Genomic DNA, 21,598 nt, shown 5'->3' with positions numbered 1-21,598 from the left:
TTCCGTTTCACCTACAAGTACCGTTTCAGGCCGCACCCGCTTTCATGTTGCGGCTGCGGCCTGAAACAGACGGTCAGTTGCCGTTCACCGAGAGCTTATCGTTTACTGTACCAAAGCTCACTTGGTTTCGATGGCGTCGATGGACTTGAGGACCTTCTGGCGCATGGTGTCGGACAGCGGAGCGGAGCCTGCAGCGGAGGCAGCGGTCTGCTGGCCCTCGTCGCTGACCACGTAGGTGAGCCAGGACTTGACGAACTTGGCGGTGTTGGCATCCTTGTATGCCGGGCAGGCGATGTCGTAGGAGACAAGCACGATCGGGTAGGCGCCGGCCTCGGTGGTGTTGTGATCGAGCTTGACGACCACACGGTTGTCGCCAGTGGCGGATTCGTCGAGCGGGGAGGCATCCACAACCTTGGCGGCAGCCTCAGCGGAGAACGGCACGTAATTGTCGCCGACCTTCACTGCAACGGTGCCGAGCTCGCCAGCCTGGGAGGCATCGGCGTAGCCGATGGTGCCGTCAGCCTGCTGCACGGTGGAGATCACGCCGGAGGTGCCCTTGGCGCCTTGGCCAACCTCGTTCGGCCAGTTCTCGCCGAGCTCATAGCCCCAAGCGTCGCCAGCGGCATCCTTGACGTAGCTCAGGAAGTTCTTGGTGGTGCCGGACTTGTCGGAGCGGTGCACCACGGTGATGTCGAGATCAGGCAGGTCAACCTTCGGGTTCTGCTGCTTGATGGCGTCATCGTTCCACTTGGTGATCTTGCCGTCGAAGATCTTGGCGATGGTGTCGGCGTCCATGTTCAGGGTCTTGCCCTTGCCAGAGATACCGTTGAGGTTGAAGACCACTGCGATCGGGGAGACGTAGACCGGGATGTCGAAGGCGTTGCCGGAAGCGCACACGCTCTTGGACTGCTCGACCTCGTCATTGGACAGGGCGGCATCGGAGCCGGCCCATGCGGTGGCGCCGGTCAGGAAGGTGGAAACGCCAGCGCCGGAACCAGACGGGTTGTAAGCGACCTTGGCATCCGGGTTGGTGCCCTGGAAGCCGGCGATCCAAGCTTCCACAGCAGCCTGCTGGGAGGAAGCGCCAGCGCCGGAGAAGTTGCCAGACACGGTTTCGGTGGTCTTGGTGTCGGTGCTAGCCGAAGAATCAGTGTTGGAAGCAGTGTTGTCGCCGCAAGCCGCGACGGAAGCCAGCATCACAATGCCGGACACAGCTGCAATGGAGCGTACGAGAATGGAATTACGCATTATTCTTTTCCCTCTGTCAACATTCTGATGGCGTATGTTTCTGACATTTCATATTCTGTTGTCGCCATCGTTCTTCATGACAATGTCAAGCCTATTGGTGGTTTTGGTCCTGCAAAACCAAAATCGGTGAACGGAAGATGAACACTCTACGACACTTCGGACGTTTTCGTCATTTCCATTCACCGATCTTCGGCGACTATCGTGATACCACGGTCTTATATTCAGTTATCAATCGATAATCAATTATTCGGTAAATTACGATGATTACTGGAATCGCAATATTTTATCTTATATATTTCCAGCTATCGCGATATTTCCGCTTTATTCCGCAGGAACGTCGATTTTGTATCCCAAACCGCGCACGGTGGTCAGATATTTCGGATGCGCCGGATCCTCCTCGATTTTGGAGCGGACACGCTTGACGTGCACATCCAACGTTTTGGTGTCGCCAACGTAATCGGACCCCCAGATACGGTCGATCAGCTGGTGGCGAGTCATCACACGGCCCTTGTTCTGCATGAGATATTCGAGAAGCTCGAATTCCTTCAGCGGGAAGAACACGTTCTCTCCGCGCACCATCACCTCATGCTGGCCGATCTTCATGGAAATGTCGCCGCAGATCAGCGGAATATCGTCATCGGAGGATTCCGTCGCGTCGGCCACCATCTGGTTGCGTCGCAGCACCGCACGCACCCGCGCCAGCAGCTCGCGGAACGAGTACGGCTTGGTGATGTAGTCGTCCGCGCCGATTTCCAAACCGACCACCTTGTCGATTTCCGCGCTTTTCGCAGTGAGCATGATGATCGGCACACGGCTTTGCTCACGAATTCTGCGGCATAGCGCAGTGCCGTCAAGCCCGGGCAGCATCAGATCGAGCAGCACCAGATCGATGCCTCCTTTGGTGAACAGTTCCAATCCTTCCTCACCGGTGGCAGCGGCGGACACGTCGTAGCCTTCGCGGGTGAGCTGGTAGACCAGCGGCTCTCGATACGATTCCTCGTCCTCGACGATCAGAATGCGCGTCATTGGTGCTTCTCCTCTGTGTGCTCTTGTTGATTGGAACGTTGATTGATTTGGTTATTTGCTTGAATTATTCGTTTTGCTTGAATTATTCGATTGGAAGCTGCGCTGATTCACTAATTTCCGCGGTTTCAGATTTCGCAGATTCCTCGTCTTGCTCCGATTTCGCCTGGGGCAAGGTGATGGTGAAGGTCGATCCCTCCCCTTCACGCGACCACACGGCGATAGTGCCTCCGCAATCCTGCACGCAATGCTTGGTAATGGCCAAACCCAATCCTGTACCCCCTGTTTCGCGGGAGCGCGCGGGATCGACACGGTAGAATCGCTCGAAAATACGATCCAACGAGGATTCCGGAATGCCGATGCCCTGGTCGACGACACGAATCGAGACCTTGCCATCGCCACTGCCGACACCTACCGCAACGGTGGTGTGTTCCGGAGAATAGTTGATGGCGTTCTCCACCAAGTTCTTCACCGCGGTTTTGATGGTTTCATGGTCGGCGTTGATGAACACGTCATCCCGGTCAACAGCGTTTTCGGCACCCTCGACGTGCACCAGCTTCTGCTTGCCATTCAGCGAAAGCACCATGCTGATATGCTTCGATTCAGCATTCACTTGGTTTTCGACAATCGCCTCGCGTGCCAAAGCAAGCACGGAAAGCCGTTCCGCATTCAGCACCGCAGCCGCGCTTTGCGCCTTCTGCAAGTCGATCAAACGATGCACCAATTCCGTCAATCGTTCGGATTCCTTGGACACGCGGCCTGCGAAATACTTCACCATATCGGGATCGTCTGCAGCATCGCCAATCGTTTCGGCAAGCAGAGAAATCGCACCTGCCGGAGTTTTCAATTCGTGCGAAACATTGGTCACGAAATCACGACGCATGATTTCGAAACGACGCTGCTCGCTCATGTCGGAAATGAAAATCGCAAACAGATCATCGGAAATCTGGCCGACGCGCACATGCAGATACAGCGTGTCGGAAGGGCGGAACTTGCCTGCCTCAATGCCCTTGCCGTCGGTGTTCTTTGCGGCGGCGCGAGCGGCGCGATCCAACGGAATCGACAATTCACGCTCACGCACCACGCTGTCGGTCGACACCAATCGCAGAATATCTCGGATTTCGGCGAGCGTCATCGCATGGTCTTCAACAATGCCGAAACGTTGCGCGCCCGGGGACACATATTTGACCGACGCCAGCGAATCGACGACGATCAACGCCTCCGGCATGACGGCAATAAGCTGGCGTTCCGTGGGCTGCACAGGCACGTGCGGACCGAACAGCGACATGTTCTTCTGCGCGCCGAACAGGCTTGGATCGTTCGAGTCGATCTCATCCTCCTCGAGCCGCACGCCCCGGACACGCCCCAGCAGAAAGGCGACCACTGCGACAACCACAATCGCCATCGCCATCGCAATCGCCATCGCCATCGCCACGTGCTCCAGCGTCATACGTTAACCTTCCGATAATCCGTCATTCTTCTTCAACAGTAGCGGTTCCCGAAAGTGATTCCCGTGCGCGATTCCCTCACGCCATCGGAAGTTTCCCTGCAGTTCACTTTCATGAGATTCGCCATACCGAAATATGAGACGGCCCGTCCAGCAATCGATGCGCTGGACGGGCCGTGCTGCGCTTACATGCGCTTGACGATATTCACTGCGATTTTCGCCGCAGTATCGGCATATTCTGAAATGTCGAATTCCTTGAATTCCACGTAATCCGTGTCGGCATTGTCGCTCAACGCGCGAATGACTAGCACGGGCAGGTCGTTGCGTGCCGCGATATGTGCCACCGCGGCGCCTTCCATTTCGACCGCGTCCGCGCCGGTTTCGCGAATCACCTGCTCCACTTTCTTCGGACCGTCCACGAAATAGTTGCCGGTGGCGATGATGCCGGTAATGTGATGCACGTTCAGATCGGTCAGCACCTTATCGGCAACTTCGATCAGGCGGTCGTCGGAGTGGAATTCCTCCACTGGCTGGTCCGCAGTTCCTGGCTTCCACTGGCCGACGAGACGCATGTCAGTGTCGAGGTAGCGCAGCGTGCCGCCAAGCACCACGTCGTTGATGTGCAGATGCGTGTTGAGATTGCCTGCGATGCCGGAGAAAATCACGGCGTCAGGCTGGTCCGCGTCGATGAGATGCTGCGTGGTGGCGGCGATATTGACGGTGCCCATGCCGCCAACCGTTGCAGCAACGTTTACACGCGTGTCCTTGTTGGTTTCGATGGTACCGCGCGTCACGCTGACGCCGGCTTCCTCCGTTACGGTAATGTCGCTCAATGCGGATGCGATATTGGCAACTTCCTCGTCCATGGCGCCGATGATGGCGATTGTGCTCATGCGTTCGTTCCTTTCGATTGCTTCACGCTTTTCGCTCGGTTTCGCTTCTTTTCGCTTCGCTCACTTCCAGCGGCGCTTGCCCACGGCTTGCGCGAGTTCGCGCAGCAGCTGTTCCGTGGTCTGCCAGCTTAAGCATTTGTCGGTGATGGATTGACCGTACGTCAGTTCGGCAAGCGGTGCCGGTTTTTGGCTGCCACCCTCGATGAAGCTTTCCATCATAATGCCGGTGATGCCCTCTTCACCGTCGGCGATGCGACTTGCGATATTGCGCACCACTTCGGCCTGACGATGCTCGTCTTTGCCGGAATTTCCATGCGAACAGTCCACGATCAGGCCGTGCGCGGCCGCGGATTCTGCCGGCATTTTCTCACGAATCAGCTTCATGGCGTTCGCCACGGATTCGGCGTCATAGTTCGGACCGCTGCTCGAACCGCGCAACACCACATGGCAGTCGGGGTTGCCGAGCGTTTTGACCACGGCTGCGCGGCCCATGTGATCGACGCCGAAGAACGTGTGCTGTTGCGCCGAAGCAAAACATGAATCGGTCGGCGCTTTGATGGAACCATCGGTGGCGTTTTTGAAGCCGATCGGCATCGACATGCCCGAAGCGAGCTGACGGTGCACCTGGCTTTCGGTGTTGCGAGCGCCGACCGCACCCCAGCTGACCGCGTCGGAAATGTACTGCGGGCTGGTTGGTTCCAGGAATTCCGTGGCCGCAGCCAAACCGGCGTCCAATACGCCAAGCAGTGTACGGCGGGCCAATAGCAAACCCTTCTTGATATTGCAGCTGCCATCGATGTCGGGATCGTTAATCAGACCTTTCCAGCCGACTGTGGTACGCGGCTTTTCGAAATACACGCGCATCACAATCAGCAATTCGCCGCCCAACTCGTCTTTCAACGCGGCCAAACGACGGGCATAATCGAGCGCTGCAGCAGGATCATGCACGGAACATGGGCCTACAATCACCAGCAATCGATCATCCTGACCATATAGGCAGGCGCGAATCTCATCTCGAGAATAGGCGACGATTTCCTGCGCCTGATCGCTGAGCGGCAGATCGCCCAACACCTGCGCCGGTGTGGGAAGCACCTCAAATTCAAGCACTCGGCGGTTCACGATGCGACTGATGCCAACCTGATCTTCCCATCGCGGCACATCCGTAACCACCAGCGGATTCTTACCTTCATCCATGGCCTGACGGATGGCACGAAGCTCTTCAGGCGTGTTCAGCTGCTGCTGCATCTCACTGCTCTCCTTGGAAATCACTATCTTTCCAAATCACTATCTTTCCCAAGAATAGCAATCACAATGCAAAAACCGTGCGATCACGCAGATTACGCGGTTTTTGCACGGTTTTTCTATTGACGATTATTTACGCTTATTTGCGATTATTCGGCAAGCTTGCGGCGGCTTTCAACCGCTTCGGCAAGCGTGTGCAGCAGCTGTTCGGTACGTTCCCACGGCACGCAGGCGTCAGTGATGGACTTGCCGTATTCCAGCTGGTCGAGCGGAGCGGGCTTCTGATTGCCGGCTTTCAGGAAGCTTTCCATCATAATGCCGCTGATGCCCTGTTCGCCTGTTGCGATGCGGGATGCGATGTTTTCGACCACTTCAGCTTCGCGCACTTCGTTCTTGCCGCAGTTGCCGTGCGCCGCGTCGATGACGATGCCGTGTTCGCTCGGTCCGGAAGCCTTGGAAACCTTCAGATCGGCCAACGCCTTCGCCACGGATTCGGTGTCGTAGTTCGGACCGTGCGAAGAACCGCGCAACACCAGGTGGCAATCGGGATTGCCCTTGGTTTCGGCGGAAATCACACGTCCGTCAAGATTGATGGACAGGAAATGATGCTCGAAGGCGGCCGCGAAGCAGGAGTCCGCTGCCGGCTTGACCGAACCGTCGGTGGCGTTCTTGAACCCAATCGGCATCGACATGCCCGACGCGAGCTCGCGATGCACTTGGCTTTCGGTGTTGCGAGCGCCGATCGCACCCCAGCTGATCAGGTCGCAGATGTACTGCGGGGTGATCGGGTCAAGCCATTCCGTGGCTGCTGGGAGTCCAAGACCCAGCACATCGGCCAGCACCTTGCGTGCGAGCCACATGCCCTTGCGAATGTTGAACTGGCCGTCGAGATCAGGATCGTTGATCAGACCCTTCCAACCGATGGTGGTGCGCGGCTTTTCGAAATACACGCGCATCACGATGACCAGCCGGTCTTCCAGCTCTTTTTTGACGGCCGCGAGCTTTTCGGCGTATTCGTGCGCGGCTTTCGGATCATGAATCGAGCAGGGGCCGACGATGGCAAGCAGACGGTCGTCTTTGCCATTCAGCACATCGCGGATTTCTTGACGGGACTTCAACACCAGATCGCTCATCTCGTCGGTAAGCGGGATTTCCTTCAGAAAATATCGAGGGGCGGGAATCGGGTCCAACTGTCGAATATTGACATCCACGGTCTCCGGAAACACAGCGTCATCCAACAATTGTGCATCCCTCGAACTATCTGGACCGCGAAGACCTGACATCTCTTCTGCTCCTCCTTATGCCTGCATACCTGCTTCATGCATACTGTGCTTGGATGATAATCACCGAAGTTACCTTAACGGATAAAAGTGGAATAACACGAATGCCGACTGCATGCTGGACTTTTTGCGAAGTCCCATGCAGTCGGCATTCGTCAATCGGCTTGTCGGTTTACGTATCAGTCAGCCAGAGCGCCCATCGGATCCCATGCGGGGAGCATGGTGGCAGGTTCGTCAAGAGCGGCCTGATATTCGGCAGGGAGCAGCGCCTTCGGCACGGCGACCTCGTACACGTATTCGGTGAACCAATCATCGCTCATGGTGAAGTAGCCCTTGTCTGCGATCTTGTCGCCCCAAGAGTTCTCCACACGCCAACGACGGGTGGTCGTGCCGTCTTCGGCAACGTCCACGCCAACGAACGCCATAGCGTGGTTCATCGCGGAATCGGCAAAGCGCACGCGATCTTCCTTGTTCAGATCGAAGTCGACACCATACACCTTGCCGTATTCGAACAGATCAGTGGCCCAAGCGCCGTTTTCACGATCCATCATCGGGTGGCAGTCGGCACCGAACCATACTGGAATGCCCTGCTCTTCGAGAATCTGACGCACGCAATCCTTCATGAACTGGTTCGGCACGTTCAGATATTCGGTCGGGTCTCCCCCGGCCACATTACCCAAGTGCTCGATACCGATCTTCTTGCCCTTCACATGCTCCTGACGAGGATCGTCGACCAGGCACACGTAGCTTTCCAAATCGGCGGAACCGACGTACTTCTGCCAGAATTCCACAGGCGTGATCTCACCATCGCGGTGGAACTCGCCGTCCTTGTCGGTCCACTCCCAGTCGAAGCTCTTCGGCGGCTCGCCCAAGTGAATCGTCAGAATACGGTGGCCGGCGGCGGTCGCTTCGGCGATCACCGATTCGATCGAAGTCGGATCGGCATACATGTGCGCGACGGCCGTATGCAACAGGCGACGCAATTGCACGTTCATTTCGCCGGTGTTCTTGGAGGATTCAGTTTCCGGGAACAGATCCTTCGGAACGGCACCATACTTCTTGTACACGTTCATGGCCATGGTCCACTGACCGCCGTCGCCCATCACGTCGGCGAGCAGATGCTGAATCAGGCGGGAGTCGGACGGCTCGCCGGCCTTCACCAGTTCGGCCACGTCCTGCAGGAAGTAGTTGACGCGCTCGAGCTTGTCGTAGTACATGGCATAGTTCTGAGAGAACTCGAATTCCTTCAGCCCCATGTTCTTCTTGGCCACGAAACGGGCCACGTTCAGCGAGCTGAACAGCCAGCAACGGCCGGAACGATCCTGATGGGTGGCGGTACCATTGTCGACAATAGTGGAAAACCTGCGCTGCATCAAGCGGGCGCGGTCATAGTTGCGCGCCACCTTGTTGACGCCCGCCGCGGTGACCGCGTTCATGGCCATACGGTTGTGGTCGCTGGCTTCGAAATCCTCAACCAGCGTTGCCAATGCATCAGCGCTCAACGGCGTGATGTCAGTCATTGTTCTGTTCCTCCTGTGCTTCCTCGCCCTGGTCAGACTGCTCGTCTTCGGACGGTTCTTCAAAGTCGTCATTATTCTGCTGTTCGTCGGAGACAACATCCTCGTCGAAGGTCACTTCCGGTTCGCCCGCAACAGTTTCGCCGCTCTCGTCGTGCGATTCCGCCGGAGTTTCAGCTTCAGCTGCGGACTCATGCTGTTCACCGTCGATGGAATTGACCACGGACAGGCCGTTCGCGCCGAAACCGGAGAACGCGTTGGCAAACATGGCACGCAGTTCACTGACACGCTGCGTGATCTGCGCCTCACGGGTCTGCAGGTCGGCGATGCGCTGCTGCACACCTTCAAGCTCGCTCTTGGCTGCCTCACGACGCTCGTTGATCTGCTCGTCGGCCTCTTCGGTGGCCTGCTTGAGAATGCTGGCAGCCTGCTTATCGGCTGCCTCACGCCTGTCGGAAGCGTATGCCTCGGCCTCATCGCGCGTATGCTGCGCTTCGGAGATCAGCTCGTCGGACTGCTTCTTGGCAGTTTCACGGCGTTCGTTCAGGTCGGCGAGCAGCTCGTTGACCTTCTTCGTAGCCTCATCCTGTTGGGCGGAAATGTCGGCGCGGATCTGCTCCACCTCGGCATTGACCTGGCTGATGGTCTTGGTGCGATGCACTTCGGCCTCGTCGGTGATCTCCTGTGCTTTGGCTTTGGCGGTATCCGTGATTTCCGAGGCACGGCGCTGCGCGTCCGTCATCATCTTGGACACCTGCTCACGCACGTCGGCCAGCTTCTTGTTGGCTTCGGCCAACGCGGATTCGATCTGGTCGTTGGTCTCGCTTTTCATGCGGTTAATCTCGTCATTGGCGTTCTTGCGCTGCGCCGCGATCTGCTCGGTGGCTTCGGCGCGCATATCGGAGAGCTCACGCTCCTGCGTGGCGCGCTCCGATGCGAGACGCTTGTCGTGCTCCTCACGGGAGTTGGTCAATTCCAGATCAACGGTCTGACGTTGCGCCACCACGGCCTTCTGCGCTTCGCCACGCAGCTGGTCCGCTTCGCGCTGGGCGTTGGACTTCAGCGTGCCGGCATCATTATTGGCCTTCGACAGCACCGCTTCAGCCTTGGCCTTGGCCTCGTCGAGAATACGCTTGGCGTCGAGCTTGGCGTTGTTCAGCAGGGTTTCGGCCTGAAGCTGCACCGTGGCGCGTGCCGCGGAAGCGTCTTTCTTGGCACGGTCAAGCAGCTCGGCGCTGGTCTGTTCCGCGCTGGCGAGCATCTGCTGCGCGTTGGCGCCCAGAGATGCGAACGAATTCGGGTTGGCCTTCTTGTTTTTCTCTTCCTGCAGCTGTGCCTGCAGTTCAAGGATGGTCTGATCGTCGGCCTTGACCTGCTCACGCAGACGGTCCACCGTCTCCTGAGCCGAAGCGAACGCTTCATCGACCCTTTCCTTGTCGTACCCCCTCAACACGATTGGGAACTGCTCAACCATGGTATTCCTTTCACGAATTCCCTTCCATCGCGCATCTTGCCCGCGCCTATCCGTCTTGAACTTTAGCGCAGGAAAAACGTTCGGCACACGGCAGTCGCATAATTCTCACAGAGAGCACAGAAATCGTTCGAGGAAACGCCGACGCCGTTCAGCCGAGCAGAATCTCACTTGAGGATGGCTGCAGATAATAACGCACCGATTCGCGGATCACATCGTTACCTGCGGCGATTTGCTGCGCGATCGACAGTCCATGTTGCGGATGTGGCTGCTCGTTGACGATCGGCAGGCTTACGAAACCCGACAGAATGCGCTTTTCCTGCGCGGCAGACCAGTCGAGCAGATGGTAGAACAGCGAATTGCAGACGAACGTGCCCGCATCCGAACTCAACGCGGCGGGAATCTCATGTTTGGCGAAATCGCGCAGAATCGAACGCAACGGCAAGCGTGTCCAATATGCTGCCGGACCTTCTGGATTGATCGGACGGCGCGGCGGAATCACATTGTCGGCGTCAGGCTTGGCCGCATCCATCAGATTCGTGGCGCATCGCTCCAGCAGCACGCCGCGGGCGGACCGCTTCAAACCGGTGGCGATGACAATATCGGGATTCGTCTGTTCGATGGCATCCAGCAACATGGGCCAGGCATTGGCGAAACTGACCGGAAGCGCCACCGTCGTCACGCTAATGGAAACATCCTGCAGAAGATCGTCAGACAGCGCCACGGATTGAGATGGATCATTCCAATATTCGGCGAGCGCCTCGGGAACGAGTACGGCTGGATTCACGTCGATGCCGTCGTACGGGGTGAAACCTGAGATGACGATGTTGATCTGCTGCATGTGTTCCAGTGTACGTGGTCGAAAGGTGGGTTCGTTTACGATCAATGCTTATGCATTTGCGAGAACGCTTCGGCGAACACCGCGTGCATGCGCGCTTTCGCTTCTTGTTTGGCGTGTTCCGGGTCGAGGCTGCGCGCGATGTTCTCGGCAATCGGCATGTCGGCCTGTGTGGTGATTTTGAGATTCGTTTCGGATCCGGCGACGATGGCGACCGGCTCGTTCGGTAGATAGTCCACCACCACGCGGGTGTCGTCGGTCGGGTGGAAGTCAGGGTCGGCAGTAGCGAGCTCGTAGGCTTTGGTGATAGTGCCGAAACGGAAGGCCTGCGGGGTTTGCGCGCGGAATGCGTTCGTACGATCGGGCACGGAGCGCACCACCTTGCGCTCTCCAAGATCTTCGGTCAGCAGAATCGTGTCGGTGGACGCGTACGCCACGGTCGCCGCGTTGAACTGGTCGAGGCTGTCGATGCAGCCGTCGATGGATTGCTGTTCAACGAACGGTCGCACGGAATCGTGGATGAGGATTTTCGCGCCATCGGGAATGCCCGCCTGCTTGAGCAGGTCGAGCGCGGCGCGGGTGCTGTCCACACGCTCGGAGCCACCCGGAATCACGGCACGCACCTTGGTATAACCGGCTTCGTCGATCAGCATGTTCACCATATTGCTGACACGCTCGTTGACCACGACGATGATGTCGCTCACGCGATCGTTGCGCTCGAACGCCTCGATGCTCCAGCAGACGATTGGCTTATCCCCCACCGAAACCAACTGCTTGGGATTGTTCTCATCGAATCGCGTGCCGAAACCGGCCGCCAACACCACGGCCACAACCGGCATCTTCTGTTCCTGCATCTGCTCTCTCTCACTCATACGTCCCACCGTAAACCCCCGAATCGGTTTGCAACGCGCTTTGCCTTACGTTCTGCACGCAATCCGCAACAGCGCGCCGCTCTCCCACTATTCGCGTACGATCAGCGCAAGCATACGGCCTTCGTGCGCTTTGCCTGCGATGGTGGCACGGCGATGCGAGAACCAGAGCGGATTTTCCAGCGTGCACAGGCTACGGCGGATTTTCTTGAAACGTTCCGTGAGCTGCGGTTCTCCTTCGCCATCAGACTGGCAGATTTCCGCCAATTCCTCGTCTTCGGAAAGATACTGGGTGGCTGCGTTGACGCGGGCGCGGGAGGAAACGATGTTATCAGCTGGAACACCGGCTTTGGCAAGCTCCTGCAGCGCGGCGGCCGCGATATCGATGCCCGGCTGTCCGAAACGGCTCAGTGTGAAGGTTCCAGGGAACTGCGCGTCGAATTCGTCGGCGATGTCTCCGCCAACCTCGTAGCAGTCGCCGCAGATGCACGGGCCGAGCGTGGCGACAATACGTTCCGGCTTGGCTCCCTTGGCCACCATCTTTTCGACGGTGGCACCGATCACACCGCTCTGCAGGCCACGGCGACCGCAATGCGCGGCACCGATCACACCGGCTTCCGCATCGGCCATGAGCACCGGCAAGCAGTCGGCCGCGAACATGCCGAGCGCCACGTTCTTCTGCGCGGTCACCTGGCCGTCGGCCTCGACCACTGCCGGATTATCCGCGGCTTCGCCCACCTGCTGAGCGGTTTCGTCCTTGCTGCCGGACACGTCGAAACCGAACGGACGGTTCATTACGAACAATTCGTCCACATCGACGGCAACGCCGGAATGCACCTGGCTGACCAAGCTCAGTTTCGCATCGATGGCGTTGGAGAGCGCCACACGATTGGCGAGCACATGGTTCGGATCATCGCCGGTTTTACCCCCGAGATTGCAGTGCGCATAGTCTCCTTCGCTGGTGCCGCCAAGTCGCGTGGTGTACACGACTTTGACGCCCGGCGCAAGCATGATCGGAATGGTCACCGGAATCGGATTGCCGTCCACGTCGGTCGGGGCGATCGCGTTGCTGTCAAGAATCGCGTCGTCATACTGCCTGTCAGTCATATTGTTCTGTTTTCCTTGATTGTTCTACAATTATTTCAACTAATTTCTGCTGATTTTCTACACCTGTACGATGTTTTTCGCAATTATTCCGCTTTGAGCGTCGGCTTTTTGGTGCGCGATCGGATGGCCGCGTTCACCGGCACTTCCTGCGGGCATGGCATGGAGAACACATGCGCCGGATTGTTGATGGCTTCGACCCAATGCCCATCGGCGTCGCGGAATCCGCCAGCCGGAACGGTATAGGCGAGCGGAGCCGCGCCCGGAAGCACGAATTCAACCTCTTGACCGGCTTCGATCTTGTTGCGGCTCATAATGGTCACGCGACCGCCGTCTTCCGGACTCCACGAAAGCACTTCGCCGACCACCAGCCATGCGCGGAAATACGCGGAACGATCGGTGCTTTGCTGCACTTTGTGCTCCGGATAGTAGAAGCCGGTGGAATAGTCGCGGTGCGCCACCTTGTCTGGCTCGTCCAGCAGCCAGTCAGGCAGCGACACATGCTCCGCGGGGCGCACGCCGGCGTGATACCAGCCTTCCGGCAGGATTTCGGCAGCCGTGTTCGACTTACGCCTTGTGCTGCGGGCATGGTAGCTCAGATCATCCGGTTCGCCGGCAGAAGCGACGGGAACGGCTGCAATATCCGGCTTTCCTGCGAACGCGCCATCCGCATGTTCCATAATCGAATCGGTGGTTTCCGGCTTGCCGTAATCCGGATCGGACGGACGAATCACACGATCGTGGAACGGCTTCAGCACAGTGCCATCCTCGTCTTCAAAACCACGTTGCACCATGTATGCGTCAACAGCGGTCTTGTAAGCGTTCGTCATCGCCGCAATATAGTAGGCGCTCTTGGAACGACCTTCGATTTTCAGACTGGTAGCGCCCGAATCAAGCAGATCGTCGATATGCGCAAGCATGTTCATATCCTGCGAATTGAACAGATACGCGCCTTCCTTAGTCTGTTCTATCGGAAAATACTGGCCGGGACGCTTTTCTTCGACGATGGAATACTTCCAGCGGCACGGTTGAGCGCATTCGCCATGATTGCCGTCACGTCCGGTCAGATAATTGGAGAACAGACAACGACCGGAGAACGCCATGCACATCGCGCCATGCACGAAGCATTCGATGTCGAGATCGTCGGGAATGCGTGCGCGAATGTCTCGCACGGCCTGCAGATCCATTTCACGGGCAAGCACCACACGACGTGCACCCAACTGGTAGAAGGCGTTCGCTGCCTGATAGTTGGTGACTCCCGCCTGCGTGCTCACATGCAGTTCCAGGTTCGGCGCCACTTCGCGAGCCATGAGCATCACGCCAATGTCGGAAACGATCAGTGCGTCCACGCCGGTGTCTTTGAGCTGGCCGATGTATTCGCGCATCGCTTCGACTTCATTGTTGCGCGGCAACACATTGCAGGTCACATACACGCGAGCGCCACGCTCATGCGCGTAACGGGAGCCTTCTTCGAAATCCTCCAAACTCAGGTTTTTCGGCGCCGAACGCATGCCGAACGCCTTACCTCCGCAGTAGACGGCGTCCGCACCGTAATCGACGGCGGTTTTCAGTCCTCGCAGATTGCCCGCGGGAGCCAATACTTCAGGCTTGTTTCTTCTTTGCACGCTTGTTCCTCTTACTCGATTTTTCCGCTCTATATTCTCGACTATTCACGGGACACTTTTGCCGCATCCGGGAAATACATACGAGGAAAAACACATGCTGAAAAACAAAGGCGTCCATCGTGGAGACGGACGCCTTGACGCAAAACGTTGCGAATCTGACACTCAGCCGAGTTTGGCGAGTTCCTCTTCGGTGAGTTCGAGCTCGTCGGCCTTGAGGGAATCGAGAATGGTTTCCGGTCGATGGGCGCCGGGAATCACGAACATGTGGTCGCCCTTGGCCAGCTCCCATGCGAGCACCACACGCTGGTAGCTCACGCCACGGGCTTCGGCCACCTCGCGGAACGGATCGAACAGGTGCTCGTCGTACGGGTGACGGTAGCCGCCCAACGGACTCCAGCACACGAACGCCAGACCCTGCTCGGCGCAATAGTCAAGCGTATCTTGGGTGTCCAGATGAATCGGAGAATACTGGTTCTGCACGGCCACAAGCTTGTCGCCGAGGATCTCCTGCGCGATCTTCAACTGTTCGATGCTCACGTTGGAAACACCCGCCCACTGGGCCACGCCCTGATCGAGCAGCGCCTTGATGCCTTCGCAGGACTCGTTGTACGGCACTTCCGGATCATGACGGTGCAGGTACAGCAGATCGATGCTGTCAACGCCAAGCGCCATCGCGGACTGCTTGCCGTATTCGATCAGATGCTCCGGCTTGCCGTCACGCGGCCAAACCGGCTTGTCACCCTCCCAAGCGCGGCGCAAGCCCACCTTGGTGGCCACGGTGACTTCCTCACGCGGGCCCTTCCACGAGTCAAGCGCCTCACGCACCAGCTTTTCGCCGGTCTGTTCCTCTTCGCCCGGCGTGTAGTACGCCCAAGCGGTGTCGATGTGACGGCATCCGGCATCCAACGAGGCGTGCAATGTTTCGATACCGACATCGTGACCACGATTGTTTTCAATGGTCAACGGCATTTCACCATGGCCGATGGCCGTGGTGCGGAACGGTCCAAGATTACGGAACAAAGCCATCCCGATCTCCTTCAACAACGTACAGAGTGTCTTTCCGAATGCAACCTTACCAGCCGACCCGCCTCAGCAGACAACAAACCCACCAAACATGCGCGTAATGCCGCAGATCAGCGACCGCCGAAACTGCCGCCACCGGAACCGCCGGACGAACCGCCGAAACCGCCACCGGAGAAACTGCCGCCGGAACCACTGAAACTTCCGGACGGCGACGCCGCCGAAATCGTCGATTGAATATCAGCGAAACCTGATTCCAACTGCGCGCCAATATCACCAAAATTGGCGCTGAATTGCGAGAAATCCATCGAATTCGTATCAAACGAAGCAGGATCGGCGTAACGATGGTCGAAATACCATGAACGATAACTCCAATACAGCAGCGAATCGGAAGCATTATTATCAAGCCAATGCGGATCAGCCAATTGCGGATATGCCTTCAACAGCTGCTTCATCGCCTTTTCGGAAATGCCGAACGCAGTGGCATACACCATATACCGGCCCCACAACGTCATATCCGTCACACCGCGATCCTTGAATTCGCTGAAATCCTCCATATAATGCTTCAATCCGAGCACCTGGCCAGCAAGATACTGCCCATTGTCGGTAAGCCCCTTCAGTCTGAGGTAGCTCAACGCGAACACGGAAGCGAACATCATCGGCGCGGAAATCACCGCGAACAACGCAAGATTGCCGATGGCTCCGAAATACAGCATGGACAGGAATGCCAGCATCACAGCGCAAATGCCCGCGGCAAACGCTCCCCCACCGCATATCGACGTGGCGCCCAGCATGGCGAATTCGTTGTCGCACGTATTCGTGAATTTCTCCTGAAGCTTGTAGCCGTTCTCCCAATCGGAGAAATTCTCGTTCATCTGATCCAGATCGAACACCGGAGAGCCGATGCGTTCGGACGCCGTCACCAGCAAGTCGAGCGCGGCCTGCTCGCTCGGGCGCAACTGCAACGATTGCACGTTATCAAATACCACGGGAAGTATCACCACCGTACTGGTTTTGCCCACATCGCGGGTTCGAGCGGGATCGTTGGCGATCATCCGTGCAATGTCAGCATTGTTCGCCTGGCTCATATCAATGCCCCGATACATGGCGGCCGGTCCCGGATAAATAGCGATTGCTCCACGCGAAGCGAGCGAGAGCACGGAAGCCGACATCTTTCGGCTCGTCAGCGTGCTCGAATGCTTGTTGTCGACCATATGCAGCAGCTCCGCAGCGCTGGCAGGACTCATTTCCGGTTCGTCGCGCCAATACTCGACGCCGCCATGATATTGCGAACGGTTGAAGCTGCGCAACCCGAAGATGATGGCGATCACACACAAGACCAGCCCGACCACTGCAATGGCGATCCATGTGATCAGGCGGATGCGCGCTTGTTTGCGCTGTTGGTCGCGCCACTGCTGTTCCTGCTTAGCTTCGCTTTTCATAATGCCGTTTTTGATGGTGGTATCTCTGGTGCGTTGCACGCCACCGGTCACACCAACGTCGAACATGGCGACCACGTCAACATAGTCGCCGGCACGCACGTCATATACGGTAAATTTCAGCGAGCCGTTCTTGTCTCGCTCCGTTTCCGACGTGCATTCCGTATGCAGCCAAGCCCACGAATTATCGGCGTCAATGCCTTCGGGGAACGTGACGGTGCCGGTGACTTTGCCGATGGGAATCTGATTGCTCACGCCGAACGGCTCCCATTGGAACGTGGCCATGTCTTGATAGGCGGTGGTCACGCCCTGCATGGTCATGGTCACGTCGAATTTTAGGCTGCTTGCCGATGTGATGGAGGGAATGTTCCACCCGATTTCGATCTTCTTGGAACGATCGTCGGTATTGCCGGAAACAAGACCATCTTTTGCGGGATCGAACGGCTGCGGATTGCTGTCGCCTTGCGAGACATCGGCGATATACCACTGCTTCGCATGTTCTCGATCCCATTCGTCGGTGCTGTAACTGCTTGGGATTGCGATATCGCCCTGCTGGTAGGCTTCCCCCGTTGTTGCATTGCGCACGCTGATATCGGTGATATTAGTCAGATCGCTTTCCTTCAACGTGTACTGTTGATACAGCTGCTTCCATGGATGATCGACGTCGTCGTCGCTGCGGTCGGCGAGTTTCATGTCGATATGCTGGGTGACCTTCAAATCGCCATTGCTCTGCACCTGCACATCATAGTCGAGCGTTTTGTAGCTCAGATCGGCCCCGCCGTCATCCGATGCCATGAACAGCAGCAAGGCCGCTACAATACCAACGGTAACAACGATTGCAATACCGAAGCTGCGCACCGCTCGTGACGCATGCTGTTTGGCCGCCATAATCCCTCTTTCTCGCTTCTTCTTCCCTCACATGGCCGTACAACAGATGGCCGTACCAACCGAATTGAACAGTAAAGCCCCATCGTTATCGGACGGGGCTTTACATGCATGTCAGAACTTAACTTGCGGAACCTGACGATCCGCTTCGTCCACCTGGAAGTAGGGAGCCTGTTCGAAATGGAACAAGCCGGCGATAATATTGGTCGGCACAACCTCGGTCTGGGTATTGTACTTCTGCACGACATCGTTGTAGAACTGGCGCGCGTAAGCGATCTTCTCTTCCAACGATTTCAGCTGACTCTGCAGATCCATGAAATTCGTATTGGCCTGCAGTTGCGGATAGTTTTCAGACACAACCTGCAGATTCATAAGCGCGCGACTCAACTGGTTTTCCGCGGCGATGCGCTGCGCCACGTCACCGCTTTGCGCGGCCTGCACCACGCCGGCACGGGCCTGCGTGACCTGCGTGAACACTTGGGATTCATGGGCCGCATAACCTTTGACCGTTTCCACCAGGTTCGGAATAAGATCGGTACGCTGCTTGAGCTGCACATCGATCTGCGCCCAGCCGTTCTTCACACGATTTCGTAGCGTGACCAGCCCGTTGTAGGCGCTGACGGCCCAAAGCACAATAAGTACAACGATGACAGCGATGATAATGCCAACGCCCATGACGACTCCCTCGTTAATGGCTCTTCAAACCATTCTTGCATACATCTAGGTACGTTATGGCAAAACTCATACCCGTGTCTCATTTTTATGCATTCTGCATGAAACGAAAAGTGCCCCGCACCTTTCGGTACAGGGCACTTCAGTCAGTCAGCTATGCTGCGAGGGATCCTTGAGGACATCAGTCCTCAAAAGGATCAAAGTCGCGGCGGACGCGGCGGCGAGGACGCTCGGAACGCTCTTCGCGATCGGCACGGTACTCGTCGTAGTTCTCGTCGGCTGCGTAACGCGGGTTGCGGTCGTCGCGGCGGCTGCTGCGGCGACGGTCGGAACGACGATCATCACGATCGTAATCACGGTCGTCACGATCAGAACGACGACGACGCGGACGATCATCATAATCACGATCGTCACGATCGGAACGACGATCATCACGATCGTAATCACGGTCGTCGCGGTCGGAACGACGACGACGCGGACGATCATCATAGTCGCGGTCATCGTCACGATCAGAACGACGACGACGCGGACGATCATCATAATCACGATCGTCACGATCGGAACGACGATCATCACGACGGCCACGGCTGCCGCGACGGTCATCGCGATCGAAACGCTCGCGACGCGGAGCGGAGGATTCCTGATCTTCGAAGCCCGGAATGGCCAAGGAGATCTTGCCGCGATCGTCAACGCCCTGCACGACTACCTCAACGGTGTCGCCTTCCTTGAGCACGTCTTCGACGGCGTCGATACGCTCGCCGTTGGCCAGATTACGGATCTGGGAGATGTGCAACAGGCCGTCGGTGCCCGGGGTCAGGTTCACGAAGGCACCGAAGGAGGTGGTCTTCACAACCTTGCCGTTGTAGGTTTCGCCGGCTTCAGGAACGTGCGGGTTGGCGATCTGGTCGATGATCTGCTTGGCCTTTTCAGCGCCGTCGCCACCTTCGGAGGAGATGAACACGGTACCGTCATCTTCGATGGCGATCTCCGCACCGGTCTCTTCCTGAATCTGGTTGATCATCTTGCCCTTCGGACCGATGACTTCGCCGATCTTGTCGACCGGAACGGTGGTGGTGATGATGCGCGGTGCGTACGGGCTCATCTCGGCCGGACCATCGATGCACTCGTTGATGACTTCGAGAATGGTGGTACGGGCTTCCTTGGCCTGCTGCAGAGCAGAGGCCAGAATGTCTGCCGGAATGCCGTCGAGCTTGGTGTCAAGCTGCAGGGCGGTGATGAATTCGGAAGTGCCTGCGACCTTGAAGTCCATATCGCCGAATGCGTCTTCGGCACCGAGAATATCGGTCAGGGTCTTGAAGATGTGCTGGCCGTCAACATCACCGGACACGAGGCCCATGGCGATGCCGGCAACCGGAGCCTTCAGCGGCACGCCTGCAGCGAGCAACGACAGGGTGGAGGCGCACACGGAACCCATGGAGGTGGAACCGTTGGAACCAATGGCTTCGGAGACCTGACGGATGGCGTACGGGAACTCTTCACGGCTTGGCATCACAGGCACGAGAGCCTTCTCCGCCAGCGCACCGTGGCCGATTTCGCGGCGCTTCGGGGAGCCGACGCGGCCGGTTTCACCGGTGGAGTACGGCGGCATCTCATAGTTGTGCATGTAACGCTTGGACTGCGGACCGGACAGTGCGTCGATCTGCTGTTCCATCTTGAGCATGTTCAGGGTGGTGACGCCCAGAATCTGGGTTTCGCCACGCTGGAACAGTGCGGAACCGTGCACGCGCGGAACGATGTCCACTTCAGCGGACAGGGTGCGGATGTCGCGCAGGCCACGGCCGTCGATGCGGTAATCCTGGGTCAGGATGCGGCGACGCACGATCTGGCGCTGCAGCTCCTTGAACGCATTGCCGATCTCCTTTTCCTTTTCGGCATCGTCCATGTCGGTGAATTCACCGGCGAGAGTGGCTTTGACGCCTTCCTTGATCTCATGAATGCGATCCTGACGCGGCAGCTTCTCGGCAATGGAGAGAGCCTCGTCGAGATCAGCGTGGGCGATTTCGTCGATGCGGTTGTACAGATCTTCGGTGTACTCCGGGAAGAGCTGGAATTCCTTGGTTTCCTTCGCAGCGATGTTCTTGAGTTCGGCCTGAGCCTCGCAGATCACCTTGATGAACGGCTTGGCGGCTTCAAGACCACCGGCAACGACTTCCTCGTCCGGCTTGGTCTGGCCTTCGTCGTAGATGAGGTGCCAGGCGTTCTTACCTGCGCCAGCTTCGATCATAGCGATGGCAACATCGCCGTTCTCCACCACGCGGCCGGCAACCACGATTTCGAACACGGCGCGCTCACGCTCGCTCCAACGCGGGAAAGCGACCCACTGACCGTCGATCAGAGCCAGACGAACGCCGGAAACCGGACCCTCGAACGGCAGACCGGAAATCATGGTGGAAGCGGAAGCAGCGTTCAGAGCGATAACATCGTAGGCATCGTCCGGGTTGACGGCGAGCACGGTTTCCACAACCTGCACTTCGTTGCGCAGCGTGTGCGGGAACAGCGGGCGCAGCGGACGGTCGATGATACGGCAAGCCAGAATCGCCTCGGAGCTCGGACGGCCTTCACGGCGGAAGAACGAGCCCGGAATCTTGCCGGCGGCGTACATCTTCTCTTCCACGTCCACGGTCAGCGGGAAGAAGTCGTAGTTCTCCTTCGGGCTGGAACCGGCGGTGGTGGTCGACAGAATCATCGAATCATCGTCAAGATAGGCGGCGACGGCACCATCCGCCTGCTGGGCGAGACGACCGGTCTCGAAGCGCAACGTGCGCTTGCCAAATGAACCATTATCGATTACGGCTTCAACCGCCTTGATTTCGGGACCCTCCATAGGGTTCCTCCTTTTTCTTTTCTTTTACCAACTATCGGCAGTCCTCTTCAGCGGACTCCAACCGATTTCTGCATGCGTGACGCGACGTTACCTTCGTCGCTTCCTCATCTTTAGATTCTAGACCTCATGCGCCCTAAACCTTGGGCTTTCAAACTGTCTTTTCCTCAACGCGGCTGTCAT

The 21,598-nt window shown here is 57.6% G+C and carries 16 protein-coding genes; all 16 read right to left on the bottom strand.

Going from position 1 to position 21,598, the window contains the following annotated elements; translation table 11 throughout:
* Positions 1–117 precede the first annotated feature (117 nt).
* Positions 118–1,248, bottom strand: coding sequence for a phosphate ABC transporter substrate-binding protein PstS (gene pstS / locus BBPC_RS01445; RefSeq protein ID WP_003836071.1), 1,131 nt, complete (start codon positions 1,246–1,248; stop codon positions 118–120).
* Between the two features lie 321 nt (positions 1,249–1,569).
* Entirely contained in the window at positions 1,570–2,274 is a 705-nt protein-coding gene (locus BBPC_RS01440; RefSeq protein WP_004220077.1) for a response regulator transcription factor, read from the bottom strand.
* A gap of 82 nt (positions 2,275–2,356) precedes the next feature.
* Positions 2,357–3,721, bottom strand: a complete 1,365-nt coding sequence (locus BBPC_RS01435) for a sensor histidine kinase (protein WP_004220078.1) — start codon at positions 3,719–3,721, stop codon at positions 2,357–2,359.
* Between the two features lie 182 nt (positions 3,722–3,903).
* Positions 3,904–4,611 carry a 5'-methylthioadenosine/S-adenosylhomocysteine nucleosidase gene (gene mtnN / locus BBPC_RS01430; protein ID WP_004220080.1) on the bottom strand — a complete coding sequence of 236 codons (708 nt, stop codon included), beginning with the start codon at positions 4,609–4,611 and terminating at the stop codon, positions 3,904–3,906.
* Between the two features lie 60 nt (positions 4,612–4,671).
* The gene (locus tag BBPC_RS01425; RefSeq protein ID WP_033500776.1) at positions 4,672–5,856 is read right to left on the bottom strand and encodes a 3-deoxy-7-phosphoheptulonate synthase; all 1,185 of its coding nucleotides are present in this window, start codon (positions 5,854–5,856) and stop codon (positions 4,672–4,674) included.
* Between the two features lie 146 nt (positions 5,857–6,002).
* Positions 6,003–7,136 (bottom strand): 3-deoxy-7-phosphoheptulonate synthase, encoded by a 1,134-nt coding sequence (locus BBPC_RS01420; RefSeq protein WP_004220083.1) that lies wholly within the window; start codon positions 7,134–7,136, stop codon positions 6,003–6,005.
* A gap of 176 nt (positions 7,137–7,312) precedes the next feature.
* Positions 7,313–8,653: a C1 family peptidase gene (locus BBPC_RS01415; RefSeq protein WP_004220084.1), complete on the bottom strand. Its 1,341-nt coding sequence runs from the start codon at positions 8,651–8,653 to the stop codon at positions 7,313–7,315.
* Entirely contained in the window at positions 8,646–10,124 is a 1,479-nt protein-coding gene (locus BBPC_RS01410; RefSeq protein WP_047749568.1) for a coiled-coil domain-containing protein, read from the bottom strand. The genes BBPC_RS01415 and BBPC_RS01410 overlap by 8 nt, the downstream gene beginning before the upstream one ends.
* Positions 10,125–10,272: 148 nt before the next feature.
* On the bottom strand, positions 10,273–10,962 hold the full coding sequence (locus BBPC_RS01405; RefSeq protein WP_004220087.1) for a pyroglutamyl-peptidase I: 690 nt from the start codon (positions 10,960–10,962) through the stop codon (positions 10,273–10,275).
* A 41-nt stretch (positions 10,963–11,003) separates the two neighbouring features.
* Positions 11,004–11,831, bottom strand: a complete 828-nt coding sequence (locus BBPC_RS01400) for an IspD/TarI family cytidylyltransferase (protein ID WP_004220089.1) — start codon at positions 11,829–11,831, stop codon at positions 11,004–11,006.
* Between the two features lie 87 nt (positions 11,832–11,918).
* Positions 11,919–12,935: a polyphenol oxidase family protein gene (locus BBPC_RS01395; protein WP_004220090.1), complete on the bottom strand. Its 1,017-nt coding sequence runs from the start codon at positions 12,933–12,935 to the stop codon at positions 11,919–11,921.
* Positions 12,936–13,018: 83 nt separating this feature from the next.
* On the bottom strand, positions 13,019–14,557 hold the full coding sequence (locus BBPC_RS01390; protein WP_033500769.1) for a peptidase U32 family protein: 1,539 nt from the start codon (positions 14,555–14,557) through the stop codon (positions 13,019–13,021).
* Positions 14,558–14,719: 162 nt separating this feature from the next.
* Positions 14,720–15,583 (bottom strand): aldo/keto reductase, encoded by an 864-nt coding sequence (locus BBPC_RS01385; RefSeq protein WP_022245281.1) that lies wholly within the window; start codon positions 15,581–15,583, stop codon positions 14,720–14,722.
* 107 nt (positions 15,584–15,690) lie between these two features.
* A complete protein-coding gene (locus tag BBPC_RS01380; protein WP_004220094.1) occupies positions 15,691–17,904 on the bottom strand; it encodes a DUF2207 domain-containing protein in 2,214 nt (737 codons plus the stop codon).
* A gap of 111 nt (positions 17,905–18,015) precedes the next feature.
* The gene (locus tag BBPC_RS01375) at positions 18,016–18,576 is read right to left on the bottom strand and encodes a LemA family protein (RefSeq protein WP_004220095.1); all 561 of its coding nucleotides are present in this window, start codon (positions 18,574–18,576) and stop codon (positions 18,016–18,018) included.
* A 178-nt stretch (positions 18,577–18,754) separates the two neighbouring features.
* The gene (locus BBPC_RS01370; RefSeq protein WP_004220097.1) at positions 18,755–21,418 is read right to left on the bottom strand and encodes a polyribonucleotide nucleotidyltransferase; all 2,664 of its coding nucleotides are present in this window, start codon (positions 21,416–21,418) and stop codon (positions 18,755–18,757) included.
* Between the last annotated feature and the right edge of the window lie 180 nt (positions 21,419–21,598).

This window comes from Bifidobacterium pseudocatenulatum DSM 20438 = JCM 1200 = LMG 10505 (assembly GCF_001025215.1).
GTDB lineage: Bacteria > Actinomycetota > Actinomycetes > Actinomycetales > Bifidobacteriaceae > Bifidobacterium > Bifidobacterium pseudocatenulatum.
The sequence above is the reverse complement of the archived record's forward strand: the minus strand, read 5'-3'. Positions and strand labels throughout refer to the sequence as shown.